This is a genomic window from Sphingomonas sp., assembly GCF_019749955.1.
Taxonomy (GTDB): domain Bacteria; phylum Pseudomonadota; class Alphaproteobacteria; order Sphingomonadales; family Sphingomonadaceae; genus Sphingomonas.
On sequence record NZ_JAIEPC010000005.1, the window covers coordinates 1 to 17239 of the forward strand.

The following is a 17239-nucleotide window of genomic DNA, read 5'->3' on the forward strand; positions in this document are numbered from 1 at the left end:
GCGACATCGACTTCGACGGGGATGCGCGCGAGGCTTTCGATCCAGTATTTGCCGATCATGCCGACATAGGATGCGGTGCCGCACGCGACGATCGCGACACGCTCGACCCCGCCGAGATCGAATTCCATGTCGGGTAGCGCGACGCGGTTTTCGAGCGGACGCAAATAGCTGCGCAGCGTTTGCGCGACCACCACGGGCTGCTCATGGATTTCCTTGAGCATGAAGTGGCGGTAATTGCCCTTGTCCATCAACTGGCCCGACGCCCCCGAATTGACGATCGGGCGCTCGACCGGCTGGTTGTCGCGGTCGAAAATCTCGACCTTGGCGCGGGTGATGACGACCCAATCGCCTTCCTCAAGATAGGCGATCCGCTGGGTTAGTGGCGCGAGCGCCAGCGCGTCCGAGCCGAGGTAATTTTCGCCCCCATTCTCTTGAGAGCCATAGCCCACCGTGAGCGGTGCGCCGAGCCGCGCGCCAATCAGCAGATCGGGTTCGGACTTGAACATCACCCCCAGCGCAAAAGCGCCGTGCAGGCGGGGGAGGACGGTCGCCACCGCTTCACGCGGCGACGCGCCTGATTCGACTTCGCGCGCGATCAGATGCGCGACGACTTCGGTGTCGGTCTGGCTGAGGAAGGTGCGGCCTGCGGCGATCAGTTCATCGCGCAGCGGCTTGAAATTCTCGATGATGCCATTGTGGACCAGCACGACATCGCCCGCGATGTGCGGATGGGCATTGTCCTCGGTCGGCGCGCCATGCGTTGCCCAGCGGGTGTGCGCGATGCCGCTGTCGCCCGCGAGCGGGCTTTCGCCGAGCACGCGCGCAAGATTGGCGAGCTTGCCCGGCGCGCGGCGGCGATCGAACATGCCATCATGGACGGTGCACATGCCGGCCGAATCATAGCCGCGATATTCGAGCCGCTTGAGGCCATCGAGCAACCGATCCGCCACCGGGCCAAGCCCCAGAATGCCAACGATACCGCACATATCTTAATCCCGATCCCAATAGCCAACCGCGCCTAAAACCTTGCCGGTTATCGGCGCGGCATCATTTTCTTCTTGCGCAGGAATATCCGCAAATTTTCCTGGAAGGCCGCGCGCAAATCGCTGCGCGCTGCATCCGATTTCTCTTCATCATTGGTCTTGAAAGCGGCCGCGCCGGTACTGCTGGCATCGGCTATCCCGAACGTCACGGTCGGGTTAGCGCCGAAGTCGCGAAACAGAAAGCCGGTCTGGATCTTCTTGCTGATCGCGGTGCGAAACAGGGCGATGAACACGGTGTGCAGCTCGGCGTAGCAGGACGATGTTGAGTCGGTATCGCGACCGCCCGCGCCGACATTCTTGTCGGTCCAGTTGCTGTATTTGGCTTGGGCAGGGGCGGTATGGAAGATCAGCCGATATCCCGCGAATCGACCCTGCGTACCAAGGGTCATCGCCCGAATTGCATCGGCTTGCACTGTTTCGTCGATTGCATCGGCGAGCCGCTTTCTGATCGGCTCCATCCGCGCCAGATAGGTTGTCACGCTATAGCCGCCTTCGCCCGGACCCGGCCCGACCTCGGCACCGTGGTAGACAGCCGCATAGGCGTTGGTCGTCCAAACATGCAGCTCGCAATCGCCGCGCTGCTGCGCTGCGGCTGCTTGAGGGAGCGCTAGGGACGCGCAAAGCAGAGCGAGCATTCCGGCTTTCATTTCTGCGACGCCTTCTTCGCCGTCATCAGCTCACGAAAGCGCTTGGCCCAGCCCGGCTTGGCCGCCTGGGTCCCGCGTGCGAGCGCCAGTGCGTCGGTCTCGACATCGGCCGTCACGACCGATCCGGCGCCGACAATCGCCCCGGCGCCGATCATCACTGGCGCGACCAAGGCCGAATTCGATCCGATGAACGCGCCATCGCCGATTACGGTCTTGTACTTGAAGAAGCCGTCATAATTGCAGGTGATCGTGCCTGCGCCGACATTGGCCTTCGCGCCCACCTCGGCATCGCCGAGATAGGTCAGATGATTGGCCTTGGCCCCCGCGCCCAGCACCGCCTTCTTTGTTTCCACGAAATTGCCGATCTTGGCCTTCTCGCCGAGCACCGTGCCGGGACGCAGCCGCGCGAAGGGGCCGACTTCGCATGCCGTGCCGATCACGGTGCCCTCAATGTGGCAGTTGGCGCGGATCGTGACCTTGTCGGCGACGCTTACGCCGGGGCCGAAGAAGACATTGGGCTCGATCGTTACGTCGCGACCAAGCTGGGTGTCGAACGCGAACCAGACCGTCTCCGGCGCGATCAGCGTGACTCCATCGGCCATCGCCTCGGCCCGGCGGCGCGCCTGCCATGCGCCTTCGAGCGCCGCCAGCTCGGCCCGGCTGTTGACCCCGGCGACCTCGAACGGATCGGTGGTCACCACGGCACTCATGCGGCCATCGTCATTGGCGATGTTGACGATGTCGACGAGATAATATTCGCCCGCCGCATTGGCGTTGCCGACGCGGGCGAGCAGCGCGAACAGGTCCGCAGAGCGCGCCGCCATCAGCCCCGAATTGCAAAGCTGCACCGCGCGCTCGGCATCGGTCGCGTCCTTGTGCTCGACCATCTTCACGATGCGGTCGCCCTCGGCGATCACCCGGCCATAGCGCAGCGTGTCATCGGGTTCGAAGCCGAGCACCACGATCGCCGGCGCATCGGGCGCGTGGAGCCGATCGAGCATGCGCTGCATCGTTTCGGTGCGCACCAGCGGCACATCACCGTAAAGGATCAGCACATCGCCATCGAAGCCCGCCAGCGCGCCCTCGGCCTGCTGCACGGCGTGGCCCGTGCCGAGTTGCGGCTCCTGCACGGCAAGATCGGCGGTGCCGCCGAGCGCGGCCTCGAGCTGATCGCGGCCCGAACCAACCACCACGACCTTCTTGGCGGGCGCCAGTGCATCGACGCTTGCCAGCAAATGCATCAGCATCGGCTGCCCGGCGATCGGGTGGAGCACTTTGTGAAGGTCGGATTTCATCCGCGTGCCCTTGCCTGCGGCAAGGATGATGGCGGCGATGGGTGATGTCGTCATGCTGCGCCTCTGAGCCTGCGCGCGCCCTGCCATGATCCGCTTGCCAATGCCACCGCTTTGCTGGCAGCCAGTCGAGCATGAGCGAAAATTCACCCCCGGGCACGTTGGATCGCGCGTTCGATATCGTTGGTTTTGATCTCGATGGCACCTTGCTCGATACCAGCCCCGATCTGGCGGCGGCGGTCAATCATGCGCTGGCGCTCGCCGGACGGCCCCTGCTGAGCCCCGAGCAGGTCGAGCCGATGATCGGCGGCGGCGCCAAGGAAATGCTGCGGCTCGCGCTGGAGGCGAGCGGTGGCTGCGAGCCCGATGTCTTTCGCGGCTATTACAAGGAAATGCTCCGCCATTATGATGCGCATATCGCCGATCTGACGCAGCCTTATCCGGGCGCGCTCGAAGCACTCGACGCACTGGCGGGGCAGGGGGTGAAGCTCGCGGTCGTGACCAACAAGTTCGAAGCGCTGGCGGTGCGGCTGCTGGGGCTGCTCGGCTTGCTCGACCGGTTCGAAACGGTGATCGGTGGCGATACGCTGGGGCCGGGCAATGCCAAGCCGAGCGCGGCGCCGATCGTCGAGATGATCGCGCGCTGCGGCGGCGGGCGCGCGGCCTTCCTTGGCGATTCGATCTATGACGTCATGGCGGCGAAGGCGGCGGGTATCCCCGCGATCGCGGTCAGCTTCGGCTTCCTGCACGGCCCGGTCGAGGAACTGGGCGCCGACGCGGTGATCGATCACTATGACGACCTGATCCCGACACTGGCCCGGCTCGCGCCCTAGCCGTGTCGATGCTCGAAATCGTTGCCTTCGTGCTCGGCGTGATCAACGTCGCGCTCGTGGTGCGGCGGAGCATCTGGAACTACCCCTTCGCGCTCGCCATGGTCGCGCTTTACGCACGCATTTTCTATGATGCGAAGCTCTACAGCGATGCGCTGCTCCAATTCTTCTTCTTCGCGGTGAATCTTTACGGCTGGTGGGCGTGGTCGCGCGTGGCGGCGAGTGAAGGGACGATTGTCGTCGAGCGGCTAGGCGTGCGCTCGCGGGTGGCATGGGCGGCAGGCACGGCAATCGCCATTGTGATCTGGGCGAGCCTCGTCCAGCGCTACACCGATGCCGCGTTACCGTGGTGGGATGCGACGGCGGCGATCGTCAGCGTGGCCGCGCAGATCATGCAGTCGCGACGCTTGATCGAAAGCTGGATGCTTTGGATTGGCGTCGATATGCTGTCGATCGGCCTCTACGCCGTGAAGGGATTGTGGCTGACCATGGTGCTCTATCTGGTCTTCCTCGTGCTCGCCGTCTGGGGCCTGATCGACTGGCGGCGCGTACAGCGGCATCAGGACGCGGCATGATCCGCACCATCTGCCTCCACGGCCCCGAAAGCACGGGCAAGTCGACGCTGATCGAGCAGCTGGCGCGCCATTATGACACGATGTTCGTGCCTGAATATGGCCGCACCTTTGCCGAGCGGCGCGGGATCGATTTTACCATGGCCGATCTGGTGACGATCGCCGAGACGCACGCGGCGATGACACAGAGCGCGCTCGCCTCGGGCGCCGATCCGCTGTTCCTTGACACCGATCCGCTGATGACGGCGGTGTGGGCCGACATGCTGTTCGGCACGCGCGACCGCTGGTTCAGCGCGTGGAAGGGGACGGCCGATCTCTACCTGCTGCTCGATATCGATCTGCCTTGGGTCGACGACGGCACGCGGATGTTCGGCACCCGCGACATGCGGCAGCGCTTCTTCGATCTGTCGAAGGCCGAACTCGAACGACGCGGCGTGCGCTGGGCGCTGGTCAGCGGGCAGGGGGAGGCGCGCTTCGCCAATGCGCTGGCGGCGATCGGAGCAGTGAAGCGCAAGTAAGCGCCCGGCTGGAGCGTGCAGATCGCGCTGTCATCGGCAGCACTCACACATGTGGCTGCATCGGTCTGATCGCAGCTTAGGTCTGATCGGTACGGAGCCCTCTGACTGCCTCGTCAAAAGCATATTGAACGTCCTACATCCCGCGATGATAGCTACAAATGACGATCGAATGCTACCTTTTACGACGAGTGGACTTGCGAGGCGGAGCTTTTTCCGGCGCGGCCTTGGCAGGAGCAGCCTTAATCAGCGCATCCACCTCAGCATTTTCGTCTGCCTTGGCTTTAGCAGCTTGCGCCGCGATTTCGCGATCTTCGGCTTCCTTCAATGCTAAGTCTGTAACTTTCGCCGCCTGAGTTTCGAATGACAGCTGTCCTTTTACGGCTGCGTTCGCATATGGTTCTAGAGCGCCTGCAAAGCCCCTGGCATCGCAAGGTCCGACCCATATGCCGTCCGTATCGGTGAGACGACAAATGCCGTTAGTCCGTGTTCCCGAAAGCTGTGATGTGCGCAACCGGCCGGTCGATCTCACTTGGGCTTTCACGATGCTACCGCGTATTTCGACAACCATTGTCAGGCTGCCGCCTGTTTCGGTGACCCGATCGGCGGAACCGCCCGAGCCGGAACTCAGAACGCTGTTTGCAAGGGCGCCCAAAATGTTTCCACCCCGCATCGCTGAATTGATCGTTTGGCCGTAATTGACGCCGCGAGCCGGTCGACCGGGTTTCGTGATCGCCATCCGGTAAGAGCCTTCGTAGGTTACATTCAGGTGATCAATCAAGGTAACCGATTGTTGCGCTTTGGATAGCGGTTGTGGCTGTTCATTTTTGATCGGCGTGACGGTTACCGTTCCATCGGCACCCTTGCACATAAGCTGCCAATCGGGTCGGCTCTCCGACCCCATATTAACTTTCCGACATGTGTCGCTTGCTCGCGCGCTCGCATCACTCGGAGCGAACCCGGCACAGATTGCCAACAGTCCAAATGCAAACTTGCGCATCATACTACCCAATTCAAAGTCCGGCTTAGTGCTCGGTTTGCTATTTGCACAGCCGGATAAAGTCAAGATTTCTTCTACAAGATCAACTTGATTCTCACCCTCTTAGGATCTAAAAATTGGCGCCATGCGATGTCGCGCATGATCAGAGGTTTATCATGTATCTACCTGCAACAAAACACAAAAGAGATTTGATGCTTCAACGTGCGATCAGTGCTTTGCTGCTGGTCAGCTTTACGATATCGCCTATGGCTCAGGCGACTGGGTTAAGCGCGGCTCCGAGCAGCGAAGCTGAGAGCTTCAAAGCGAAAGTAATCGCCGGCGATGCCTATGCACTCTACCAACTTGGCTGGCTCTATCGAGAAGGCACGGGGGGTGCGCCCAAAAGGCCCGAACTCTATCATCGACTGATACTGGCGGCAGCAGTGCGAGGCGAAGTCGCGGCCATGGAGCAGCTTGCTTACGACTATCGCGAGGGAACAGGTGGCGTAGGCCGGGATTATTCTTTGGCGCGCAAATGGTATTTGGCAGCGTTTCGGAATGGGAGTCACGTTGCGGAGTTTGGCATTGGTTATATGTTTCATAATGGTTTGGGTGCTGCAGTTAATTATGACGTAGCTGAGCAATACTATCGATCAGCTGCAAGTAATGGTGTAATCAAAGCTTGGAATAATCTCGGGGTAATTTACGGATCCAACAAACAGCAAAACTGTAAAGCAGTCGAATTCTACAAAATAGGCTCATCGCATGGAGATGCTACCGCAATGGCTAATTTGGCGTCAATTTATGAGGTAGGGGCTTGTGGTAAAGCTAGCAAGGTTTTAGCGCGCACATGGTACAACAAAGCCTTAGCGCAGAGGGGTGAGGACGAAGACACAGTGTCGGCCCGCAGCACGGCACGCGAAGCCATCGAGCGACTGGACCGCCCGCCGGTTGTGGCAAGTTCCTATTCCTATGGATATAGTTATGGTTCTGCTAAAGAGACTTGCGATGCCGACTGTCGATTAGACGGCATAATGGACCTTCAGCAGCAACGCTATTCGCAGCCTCCCCCTCCGCCTCCGCCGCCCGCGCCACCGATTAGCTCTTGGTATGCTACGACACCAGGCTTCAGCTGCTGCGCCTATTGACGTTGTTCTGGCGAAATGACCGACCAGGAATTCCTGACCGCCCCTCGCCATCATAGATTGCACCTGCTAGTAGCGCGGGAATTATGACCCCCCTCGACCGTATCCGTAATTTCTCCATCATCGCGCATATCGATCACGGCAAATCGACGCTCGCCGACCGGTTGATCCAGACCACCGGTGGCCTGACGGCGCGCGAGATGTCTGAGCAAGTGCTCGACAATATGGACATTGAGAAGGAGCGCGGGATCACGATCAAGGCGCAGACCGTGCGCCTCAATTACCGCGCCCACGACGGCCTCGATTACGTCCTGAACCTGATGGACACGCCCGGCCATGTCGACTTCGCCTATGAAGTCAGCCGCAGCCTCGCCGCGTGCGAAGGCGCGCTGCTGGTGGTCGATGCCGCGCAAGGCGTGGAAGCGCAGACGCTCGCCAATGTCTATCAGTCGATCGAGCATGATCACGAGATCGTGCCCGTCATCAACAAGATCGACCTGCCCGCCGCCGAACCTGAAAAGGTCCGCGCCGAAATCGAGGAAGTGATCGGTCTCGACGCCTCCAACGCGGTGATGACCAGCGCCAAGTCGGGGATCGGGATCGAGGATGTGCTCGAAGCGATCGTCACGCGCATCCCGCCGCCCAAGGGCGATGCCGATGCGCCGCTGAAGGCGATGCTGATCGATAGCTGGTACGATCCCTATCTCGGCGTCGTCATCCTCGTGCGGGTGATGGCCGGGACGCTCAAGAAGGGCCAACTCGTCAAGTTCATGGCGACCGGGACGCAGCACCTCGTCGACCGGGTCGGCTGTTTCCGGCCCAAGATCGAACAGCTCACCGAATTGGGCGTCGGCGAGATCGGCTTCATCACCGCGCAGATCAAGGAGGTCGCGCAGACCGCGGTCGGCGACACGATTACCGATGCCAAGCGTCCCGCGACGGAGGCGCTGCCGGGGTTCAAGCTTGTCCAGCCAGTCGTGTTCTGCGGCCTGTTCCCGGTCGACGCCGCCGAGTTCGACAAATTGCGCGAGAGCATCGGCAGACTGCGGCTCAACGACGCCAGCTTCAGCTTCGAAATGGAGACCAGCGCGGCGCTGGGCTTCGGCTTTCGCTGCGGCTTCCTGGGGCTGCTCCACCTCGAGATCATCCAGGAACGGCTGACGCGCGAGTATGACCTCGATCTGATCACGACGGCGCCGTCGGTCGTCTACCAGATTGAGCTGACGCATGGGCAGGGGCATATCGAGCTCCACAACCCCGCCGACATGCCCGAGCCAAACAAGATCGAGAGCATTGCCGAGCCCTGGATCGAGGCGACGATCTACTCGCCCGATGAATATCTCGGCAGCATCCTGAAGCTTTGCCAGGACCGGCGTGGCATCCAGAAGAACCTCACTTACGTGGGCGGCCGCGCACAGGTGACCTATGAATTGCCGCTCAACGAAGTCGTGTTCGATTTCTACGACCGGCTGAAGTCGCTGTCGAAAGGCTATGCGAGCTTCGACTATAGCCAGATCGGCTATCGCGAGGGCGATCTGGTCAAAATGGGCATCCTCGTCAACGAGGAGCCGGTCGATGCGCTGAGCATGATCGTCCACCGCGCGACCGCCGAGGTCCGCGGTCGCGGCATGGTCGAGCGGCTCAAGGAACTGATCCCGCGCCATTTGTTCAAGATTCCGATCCAGGCCGCGATCGGCGGCAAGGTCATCGCTCGCGAGACGATCAGCGCGATGCGCAAGGACGTGACGGCGAAATGCTATGGCGGTGACGCCACGCGCAAGCGCAAGCTCCTCGACAAGCAGAAGAAGGGCAAGGCGAAGATGCGCGAATATGGCTCGGTCAGCATCCCGCAGGAGGCGTTCATCGCCGCGCTACGGATGGGGGATGAGGGTTAAGGCGCACGCCCGACCGGGTATCGCACACGCATCACGGATTCGCCGGAACCTCGATGCGGCTCGCGCGTCAAAGAGATCAGGCGTATGGACACGCCGGGGCATATGGCAGGAGCAACGAACATGACCGACTCGACCACGAACGATGCGACCAACACCGCCAAACGAGCCACCGAAGACATGGCCAGCAAGATGACCGACCAGATCAAGGCCGCCGGTGACACGATGCGCAAATCGGGCGAACGCATTGCCGAGACCGGCACCGAGTTGGGGATGCGGCTGCTCGATCAGGCCGAAGCCAATACCCGCGAAGCCTTTGCCGCAATGCGCGCCGCCGCCCATGCCAAGGATGTCGCCGAAGTGATGCGCATCCAGTCCGACTATATGCGCGACCAGAGCAAGCGGGCGATGGACCAGGCACGCGAAATCGGCGAGCTGATCACCAGCTACGGCCGCGACACGATCGGCCAGATGACCAACAAGGGCTGAGGCGATCCCGCTGCGCGCTCCCCCCGGGGGTGGCGCGCAGCGGTCGCTGCTGTATACGGTTGGGAACAGCAACCGGGAGGCAGCGGTGATGCGGTCGTATTTATCGAGGCTGGCGGCGATCGGCTTGGCGCTGATTTTGGGCACGGCCAATGCGCCGCCGCCTGCCGCGCCGGTGGTGCTGGCGGCGGCGAGCTTGCAGGAATCGCTGACCGAGGCCGCTGATCGCTGGGCGGCGAAGGGTCATCCCAAGCCGGTCATATCGTTCGCCGCATCATCGATCTTGGCGCGTCAGGTTGCGGTCGGCGCACCCGCTGACCTGTTCATTGCCGCCGACGTTGATTGGATGGATGATCTCGCGCGGCGCGGGCTGATTGCGGCGGGCACGCGCGCCAGTCTCGCCGGGAACAGCCTCGTACTGATCCGGCCTGCAACGACTAGCGCCGATCCTGCGCCGACCCCGGCGGGGCTTGCCCGTGCGCTGAGCGCCGCGCCGCTCGCCATGGCCGACCCGGACAGCGTCCCCGCCGGGCGCTATGGTCGGGCCGCGCTCACCAAGCTTGGCATCTGGGCGCAAGTGGCCCCCAAAGTCGTCCGCGCCGAAAATGTCCGCGCCGCGCTCGCGCTGGTCGCGCGCGGGGTGGCGAATTATGGCATCGTCTACGCAACCGACGCCCGCAGCGAGCCTGGCGTGCGCGTGGCCTATCGCTTCCCCGCCGCCAGCCATCCGCGCATCACTTACCCGATCGCGCGGCTGAAAAGTTCGACCAATGCCGAGGGCGAGGCGTTTCGCCGCTTCCTGCTGGGCCGCGAAGGGCAGGGCGTGCTGCGCCGCCACGGGTTCACCCCGGGCTGATGCTGTCGGGTACCGAATGGGCGATCGTCGGCCTGACGCTCAAGGTCGGCGCGGCGGCGATGGCAGTGACCCTGCCGATCGCCTTTGCGCTGGCGTGGGTGCTGGCGCGGGGGCGGTTTCCGGGGCGGATCATCCTCGACGGGCTGGTGCATTTGCCGCTGGTGCTGCCACCGGTGGTGACCGGCTGGCTGTTGCTGATCGCCTTCGCCCCCAATGGTCCGGTCGGCGGCGCCTTGCAGAGCTGGTTGGGCATCACCGTGCTGTTCAAATGGACGGGGGCGGCGATCGCGAGCGGAGTGATGGCGCTGCCGCTGATGGTCCGCGCGATCCGGCTGTCGATCGAGGCGGTCGACCAGCGGCTCGAAAGCGCCGCGCGCACGCTCGGGGCGGGGCGGTGGCGGGTGTTCTGGACGATCACGCTGCCGCTCAGCCTGCCGGGCGTGCTGGCGGGGCTGGTGCTCGGCTTTGCACGCTCGATCGGCGAATTTGGCGCGACGATCACCTTCGTCTCGAATGTGCCGGGGGAGACGCAGACCTTGCCGCTGGCCATCTACGGCGCGCTGCAACTGCCCGGTGGGGAGGCAATCGTGATCCGGCTGGCGGCGGTGTCGATCATATTGGCCATGGCGGCGCTGATCGGCTCGGAACTGCTCGCGCGGCGTGCGGGGCGGGGGCTGCATGTCCTTTGATGTCGACATCGCGCGGCGGGTGGGGGAGGCCGAGGTCGCGGTGCGGATCGCGTCCGAACCCGGGCTGACGATCCTGTTCGGGCCATCGGGCGTGGGCAAGACGAGTGTACTCAACATGATCGCCGGACTGCTGCCCCCTGCGCGGGGGCGGATCGCCGTCGGGGGGGGGGTGCTGTTCGACGCCGACGCAGGTGTTGATGTGCCCGTGGCTCAGCGCCGCGCGGGCTATGTCTTTCAGGAACCGCGCCTCTTTCCGCACATGCGGGTGCGCGCCAATCTTGATTATGGCGCGGGGCGCGGCGAGAGTCGGCTTGGCCTCGACGAAACGGTCTCGTTCCTAGGCATCGCGCCGCTGCTCGATCGGTGGCCGCGTTCGCTATCGGGCGGCGAGGCGCGGCGGGTGGCGATCGGGCGGGCGCTGCTGTCGCGCCCAAGCTTTCTGCTGCTCGACGAACCGCTCGCCTCGCTCGACCGTGCGCGCCGCGAGGAGATCATGCGCGCGATCGAGCATATCCGCGACGGGCTCAAGCTGCCGATCCTGATGGTCACGCATGATGCCGAGGAAGCCGAGCGGCTGGCGACGCAGATCATCCGGATGGAGCGCTGACCTGGGTCTGGGCGGACGGAGTCGGCGTCGTTACTTTGCCGCCTCGAACAGCCGCTTGAGGAAGGCGATCTCGGCCTGCTGGGAAAGCACTTGGTTGACCTTCTTCCGCCAGCCATGCCCTTCGTCGGCGAACAGCAGATAGGAGACGGGCACGCCATTGGCACGGATTGCCGCCACCATCTGTTCACTTTCGCTGCGAGGCACACGCGGATCATTCGCGCCCTGTTCGATCAGCATCGGTTTGGTAATGCCAGCGACATTCGCGCGCGGCGAGATGCGCGCGAAGACTGCTGCCATCGCGGGATCGCGCTCATCACCATATTCAGCCCGGCGCGCATCCCGCCGATAAGCTTCGGTATTCTTCAGGAACGTCATCCAATCGCCGATTCCGAAGAGATCGACGCCGCCCGCCAGCTTCGCACTGTACCTGGTCATCACGGCTAGCGACATATAGCCACCATAGGATCCGCCGATGACCGCGATCTTTGACCCGTCCAGGTCGGGCCGCGTCTTGATCCAGTCGATCAACGCGCCGATGTCCTTGACGCTATCCTCGCGCTTTTCGGCATTGTCGAGATTGAGATAGCGCGTGCCGTAGCCCGTCGATCCGCGGACGTTCGGAACGATGATCGTCGCGCCGAGCTGATCCGCCATTGCGGCGTGCTGTGGTGTCCAGCCGGGCCGCGCCTGTCCTTCCGGCCCGCCGTGGATGACGATCACTACGGGCGTCCGGGCGTTCGTCGGGACGGTCTTGGTGCGATAGACGAACGCCGGCACCGACAATGTATCAAAGCTCGGAAAGCGGACCAGCCGGGGTTCGGGCAGCATTGTGCGATCGATCGGGCCGATTTCGGACTCGGTCCAACGATCGAGCTTTCCGGCGCGCACTTCCCAGCTCCAAACGTCACCCGGGGCGTTCGACGCCGCCAGCCCGATTGCAAGCTTGCCTCCGTCGCGCGACAAGGCAAGCGTGCTGACCACGCCTCGCGGCAGTGCGGGTTGCGGCATGGCACGGCGCGTCACGTAATCCTGCACGATGACGCGCGAGTAGCCGTCCTCGTTGATCGCATAGGCCAGGATTCGGCCATCTTCGCTCAGATCGAATTCTTCGACCGACCAGGACGACGCCGCCGAGATCGGCGTCAGCTTGCCGCTCGCGATATCGATCTCGACAAGGCGCTCGACGTCGCTGTCGCGGTTGCTGATCGCCAGGACGGCGCGACCGCCACGGGCGAAGCGCGCGCCGTCCAAGCTCGCTGTCGGTCCTTTGGCGATTTCGGTGACCGTGCCGGTGGCGATATCGAGCAGGTAGAGTTGTTGCGCTACGGCCGAAATGCTGCGGGTGAGCAGCAGGGTCTTGCCGTCGGCCGATATGTCCGATGGCGCGATGACGCCGGTACCCTGAAAGATTTGCCGTGCTGAGGCCGGCTCGGCTGGATTGGCGCGCCAGATCGTGCGGTCGCCCGACCCTTTCGTCGCGCGCGACCAGTAGATCGCGCCGCCGTCGCGCGCCACGACGATCTGACCATTTTGGGTGCCGGTCTCGGTGAGCTGGACCGGTTTCAGATCGGGGCCCAACACGTAGATCTGCGTCCATTCGTCGCCGCCGGTATCGCGCGCGAACAGGATGCTATCGCTGCCGGGAATCGCGCGCGCTGCGGCGATCGGCTCCGAAGCGAAAGTGATCTGCGTGCGGGCCATGCCGGGCCCCTTGACGCGGTGGAGCTGCGCGGTCGCGGCAAAGCGTGTGAGGACCAACATGCTGCCGTCGTTCGCCCAGTCGGCAAAGCTTGCCGCACGGCTCTCCTGATAGCGGGCGAGCGCGGCGGCAAGATCAGCGGGGATCGGAGGGATGTTTTCCAGCGTCGCTGCACCGATCACCCGCTTGTCGATCGCGGCGACCGTCGTCTGGGCATCAGCAGCGGGCGCCAGCATGGCGGCGGCAGTGGCTGCGAGCAGAATCGAGCGCATGAATTTCCCCTCAAGGTCAGGCCGCTGCTGCGGCGCATGTCACATTTAGGCTAGCCCAATTGCGCTACGCTGCCAGCCAAAAAAAACCGCCGCCCGGATCGCTCCGGACGGCGGCTCTTTCAGTGCGACGAATGATCACTCGAACCCGAGACGATCATTCCTTGTTCAGATAATCCCCGGCATCCGCATCGGTGCCGTGGCCGCTTTGCACGACCTTGCCCAGCGCGTCGTCACCGGTGCCGCCAGCATCGCGCGGGCTGCGCGCGAGTTCGGCGGCATGTTCTTCGGCGGCCGAATTGGGCGCGACAATCGCTGCGTCCATCCGGCGCTGCGCCACCCGCATCGCGGCGTCGCGCGAATTGGCGGTGACGCGCAGGCGATTCATGCCCGCGCCAGTGCCCGCCGGGATCAACCGCCCGACGATGACGTTTTCCTTCAGGCCGATCAGCGTGTCCTGCTTGCCTTGGACTGCCGCCTCGGTGAGGACGCGGGTGGTCTCCTGGAACGACGCCGCCGAGATGAAGCTGCGGGTTTGCAAGCTGGCCTTGGTGATGCCGAGCAGCACGGGCTTGCCCTGTGCCGGCGTCTGGCCCTTGTCGAGCTTCGAGTTGATGTCGTCCATCTCCTCGCGGTCGACCTGTTCGCCCGCCAGCAGCGTGGTGTCGCCGCCGTCGGTGATCTCGACCTTCTGCAGCATCTGGCGAACGATCACTTCGATGTGCTTGTCGTTGATCTTCACGCCCTGCAGACGGTAAACCTCCTGAATTTCCGCGACGAGATATTCAGCGAGCGGCTCGATGCCGAGCACTTCGAGAATATCATGCGGATCAGGCGAGCCACCGATCAGGTTATCGCCGCGCTTGACGTAATCGCCTTCCTGCACGTCGATGACCTTCGACTTCGGCACCAGATATTCCACGACCTCGCCGCCATCCTCGGGCTGGATACCGATCTTGCGCTTGGCCTTGTAATCCTTGCCGAACACGACCCGGCCGGAAACCTTGGCGATGATCGCATTTTCCTTGGGCTTGCGGGCTTCGAACAGCTCGGCAACGCGCGGCAGACCGCCGGTGATGTCGCGCGTCTTGGCGCTTTCGCGAGACACACGCGCAAGCACGTCGCCGCCCGAAACGGTGGCCCCGTCCTCAACCGAGAGCGTCGCCCCGGCCACGAGCATATAGCGGCCCGCTTCCTCAGCGCTTGCCCCGGTCAGGGTCAGGCGCGGACGAAGATCTTCCTTCGATTTGGTCGCGGCACGATATTCAGTGACGACGCGCTGGGTGATGCCCGTTGCTTCATCGGCCTGCTCGGTCAGCGTCTTGCCTTCGATCAGATCGACATATTTCACGACACCCGGGTTTTCCGTGATCACCGGCATGGTGAACGGATCCCATTCGGCCATCCGGTCGCCCTTGGTCAGCTGATGACCATCGGGGAACAGGACATAGGCGCCGTACGGGATGCGGTGGACGGCGCGTTCGCGGCCCTCGGCATCGATGATCGCGAGTTCGCCCGAACGGCTCAGCACGACGCGGCGGCCGCGCTGATCTTCAATGATCCGCAGGTCACGATAGTCCATCCGGCCATCGGCCACGGCTTCCAGGTTCGATTGCTCGTTGAGCTGCGCCGCGCCGCCGATGTGGAAGGTCCGCATCGTCAGCTGAGTGCCAGGCTCACCAATCGACTGGGCGGCAATAACGCCGACCGCTTCACCGATGTTAACGGGCGTACCGCGGGCCAGATCGCGACCATAGCATTTGCCACAGACACCGATCTTGGTTTCGCAGACCAGCGGCGAGCGGATCTTGCAGCTTTGCGTGCCCAGTGCCTCGATCGTCGCGATCATCGGCTCGTCGAGCAGCGTGCCCGATGGGATAACGACCGCGTTGGTCTTTGGATCGATAATGTCCTCTGCCGTGGTGCGGCCCAGGATACGCTCACCGAGCGAGGCAATGGTCGATCCGCCCTGCACAATCGCCCGCATTTCCAGCGCGCGGGTCGTGCCGCAATCGAGTTCGACGATGACGCAATCCTGCGAGGCGTCGACCAGACGACGGGTGAGGTACCCCGAGTTCGCCGTCTTGAGCGCTGTATCCGCGAGGCCCTTGCGGGCGCCGTGGGTCGAGTTGAAATACTCAAGGACGGTCAGGCCTTCCTTGAAGTTCGAGATGATCGGCGTTTCGATGATCTCGCCCGACGGCTTGGCCATCAGCCCGCGCATGCCGGCGAGCTGCTTGATCTGCGCCTGCGAACCACGCGCACCCGAGTGGGCCATCATGTAGATCGAGTTGATCGGCTTCTCGCGGCCCTTGTTGGGACCGTCTTCGTAGCGCTTCACCGCCTTGATTTCGTCCATCATCGCGGTGGCCACACGATCACCGCAGCCCGACCAGGCGTCGATCACCTTGTTGTACTTTTCCTGATGGGTGATCAGGCCGTCCTGATATTGCTGCTCGAAATCCTTCACCAGCGCGCGCGTCTCGTCGACGAGCGGGATCTTGGCGTCGGGGATGATCATGTCGTCCTTGCCGAACGAAATGCCCGCCTTGAACGCGTGGCGGAAGCCGAGCGACATGATCGCGTCGGCGAACAGCACGGTCTCCTTCTGGCCGGTGTGCCGATAGACTTCGTCGATCACGTCGCCGACGTCCTTCTTGGTCAGCAGGCGATTGACGATGTCGAACGGCACCTTGTGCGACTTGGGCAGGCACTCGCCGAGCAGCATCCGGCCCGGCGTCGTCTCGTAGCGCTTGAGGTAGCTCTTGCCGGCCTCATCGGTCTGCGGAACGCGGGTGATGATCTTGGTGTGCAAGGTCACCGCACCCGAATCGAGCGCGTGATGGACTTCGGCCATGTCGGTCAGCAGCATGCCTTCGCCCGGCTCGCCGGTCTTTTCCATCGTGATGTAATAGAGCCCCAGCACCATGTCCTGCGACGGCACGATGATCGGCTTGCCGTTGGCGGGGCTCAGGATGTTGTTGGTCGACATCATCAGCACGCGCGCTTCGAGCTGGGCTTCGAGGCTGAGCGGCACGTGGACGGCCATCTGGTCGCCGTCGAAGTCGGCATTGAAGGCCGAGCAGACGAGCGGGTGCAGCTGGATTGCCTTGCCTTCGATCAGCACGGGCTCGAACGCCTGGATGCCCAAGCGGTGGAGCGTCGGCGCGCGGTTGAGCATCACGGGATGCTCGCGGATCACTTCATCCAGGATGTCCCAGACTTCCTTGCGCTCCTTCTCGACCCACTTCTTCGCCTGCTTGAGCGTCATGCTCAGGCCCTTGGCGTCGAGGCGCGCGTAGATGAACGGCTTGAACAGCTCGAGCGCCATCTTCTTCGGGAGGCCGCACTGGTGCAGCTTGAGTTCCGGACCCGTCACGATGACCGAACGACCCGAATAATCGACGCGCTTGCCGAGCAGATTCTGGCGGAAACGGCCCTGCTTGCCCTTGAGCATGTCCGAGAGCGACTTGAGCGGCCGCTTGTTGGCGCCCGTGATCGTGCGCCCGCGGCGGCCGTTGTCGAACAGCGCGTCGACGGCTTCCTGCAACATGCGCTTTTCATTGCGGACGATGATGTCCGGCGCGCGCAATTCCATCAGCCGCTTGAGGCGGTTGTTGCGGTTGATCACGCGGCGATAAAGATCGTTCAGATCCGACGTCGCGAAGCGGCCACCGTCGAGCGGCACCAGCGGGCGCAGTTCGGGCGGGATGACCGG

The 17239-nt window shown here is 63.2% G+C and carries 15 protein-coding genes; 9 read left to right on the forward strand and 6 right to left on the reverse strand.

Annotated features, from left to right (window positions below; all coding sequences use genetic code 11):
• The 3 genes from K2W81_RS00690 to glmU form a co-directional block, all read right to left on the reverse strand.
• The coding region (locus K2W81_RS00690; RefSeq protein WP_294100435.1) for an isomerizing glutamine--fructose-6-phosphate transaminase at nt 1-986 on the reverse strand (986 nt) is incomplete at its 3' end.
• A gap of 47 nt (nt 987-1033) precedes the next feature.
• Nucleotides 1034-1678 (reverse strand): hypothetical protein, encoded by a 645-nt coding sequence (locus tag K2W81_RS00695; protein WP_294100437.1) that lies wholly within the window; start codon nt 1676-1678, stop codon nt 1034-1036.
• Nucleotides 1679-1686: 8 nt separating this feature from the next.
• Complete coding sequence (glmU, locus tag K2W81_RS00700; RefSeq protein WP_294100439.1) at nt 1687-3039, reverse strand: bifunctional UDP-N-acetylglucosamine diphosphorylase/glucosamine-1-phosphate N-acetyltransferase GlmU; 1353 nt, start codon at nt 3037-3039, stop codon at nt 1687-1689.
• Between the two features lie 77 nt (nt 3040-3116).
• Between glmU and K2W81_RS00705 the strand changes: the two genes are divergently transcribed.
• From K2W81_RS00705 to K2W81_RS00715, 3 genes are read left to right on the forward strand one after another with little or no spacing between them, the layout of a single operon-like run.
• The gene (locus K2W81_RS00705; protein WP_294100441.1) at nt 3117-3815 is read left to right on the forward strand and encodes an HAD-IA family hydrolase; all 699 of its coding nucleotides are present in this window, start codon (nt 3117-3119) and stop codon (nt 3813-3815) included.
• A gap of 8 nt (nt 3816-3823) precedes the next feature.
• Nucleotides 3824-4387: a nicotinamide riboside transporter PnuC gene (gene pnuC, locus K2W81_RS00710; RefSeq protein WP_366932194.1), complete on the forward strand. Its 564-nt coding sequence runs from the start codon at nt 3824-3826 to the stop codon at nt 4385-4387.
• Nucleotides 4384-4902, forward strand: coding sequence for an ATP-binding protein (locus tag K2W81_RS00715; protein WP_294100445.1), 519 nt, complete (start codon nt 4384-4386; stop codon nt 4900-4902). Before pnuC ends, K2W81_RS00715 begins: the two co-directional genes overlap by 4 nt.
• Before the next feature lie 172 nt (nt 4903-5074).
• On the opposite strand, the gene K2W81_RS00720 is transcribed toward K2W81_RS00715, so the two are convergent.
• Nucleotides 5075-5770, reverse strand: a complete 696-nt coding sequence (locus K2W81_RS00720) for a hypothetical protein (protein WP_294100447.1) — start codon at nt 5768-5770, stop codon at nt 5075-5077.
• A 284-nt stretch (nt 5771-6054) separates the two neighbouring features.
• Here K2W81_RS00720 and K2W81_RS00725 point away from each other — a divergent pair, with 284 nt between their 5' ends.
• From K2W81_RS00725 to K2W81_RS00750, 6 genes are all read left to right on the forward strand, one after another.
• On the forward strand, nt 6055-7026 hold the full coding sequence (locus K2W81_RS00725; protein ID WP_294100449.1) for a tetratricopeptide repeat protein: 972 nt from the start codon (nt 6055-6057) through the stop codon (nt 7024-7026).
• An 80-nt stretch (nt 7027-7106) separates the two neighbouring features.
• Nucleotides 7107-8918 carry a translation elongation factor 4 gene (gene lepA / locus K2W81_RS00730; protein WP_294100460.1) on the forward strand — a complete coding sequence of 604 codons (1812 nt, stop codon included), beginning with the start codon at nt 7107-7109 and terminating at the stop codon, nt 8916-8918.
• Between the two features lie 120 nt (nt 8919-9038).
• The gene (locus K2W81_RS00735; RefSeq protein ID WP_294100451.1) at nt 9039-9404 is read left to right on the forward strand and encodes a phasin family protein; all 366 of its coding nucleotides are present in this window, start codon (nt 9039-9041) and stop codon (nt 9402-9404) included.
• Nucleotides 9405-9492: 88 nt separating this feature from the next.
• Nucleotides 9493-10257: a molybdate ABC transporter substrate-binding protein gene (gene modA / locus K2W81_RS00740; RefSeq protein WP_294100453.1), complete on the forward strand. Its 765-nt coding sequence runs from the start codon at nt 9493-9495 to the stop codon at nt 10255-10257.
• The gene (gene modB, locus K2W81_RS00745; RefSeq protein ID WP_294100455.1) at nt 10257-10946 is read left to right on the forward strand and encodes a molybdate ABC transporter permease subunit; all 690 of its coding nucleotides are present in this window, start codon (nt 10257-10259) and stop codon (nt 10944-10946) included. The genes modA and modB overlap by 1 nt, the downstream gene beginning before the upstream one ends.
• The gene (locus K2W81_RS00750) at nt 10936-11553 is read left to right on the forward strand and encodes an ATP-binding cassette domain-containing protein (protein WP_294100457.1); all 618 of its coding nucleotides are present in this window, start codon (nt 10936-10938) and stop codon (nt 11551-11553) included. Before modB ends, K2W81_RS00750 begins: the two co-directional genes overlap by 11 nt.
• A gap of 30 nt (nt 11554-11583) precedes the next feature.
• Here the strand turns inward: K2W81_RS00750 and K2W81_RS00755 are convergent, their stop codons facing one another.
• Together K2W81_RS00755 and rpoC are read right to left on the reverse strand one after the other, a co-directional pair.
• The gene (locus tag K2W81_RS00755; RefSeq protein WP_294100458.1) at nt 11584-13524 is read right to left on the reverse strand and encodes an alpha/beta fold hydrolase; all 1941 of its coding nucleotides are present in this window, start codon (nt 13522-13524) and stop codon (nt 11584-11586) included.
• 154 nt (nt 13525-13678) lie between these two features.
• Nucleotides 13679-17239: DNA-directed RNA polymerase subunit beta' (rpoC, locus tag K2W81_RS00760; RefSeq protein WP_294100459.1), on the reverse strand; the 3561-nt coding region annotated here is incomplete at its 5' end.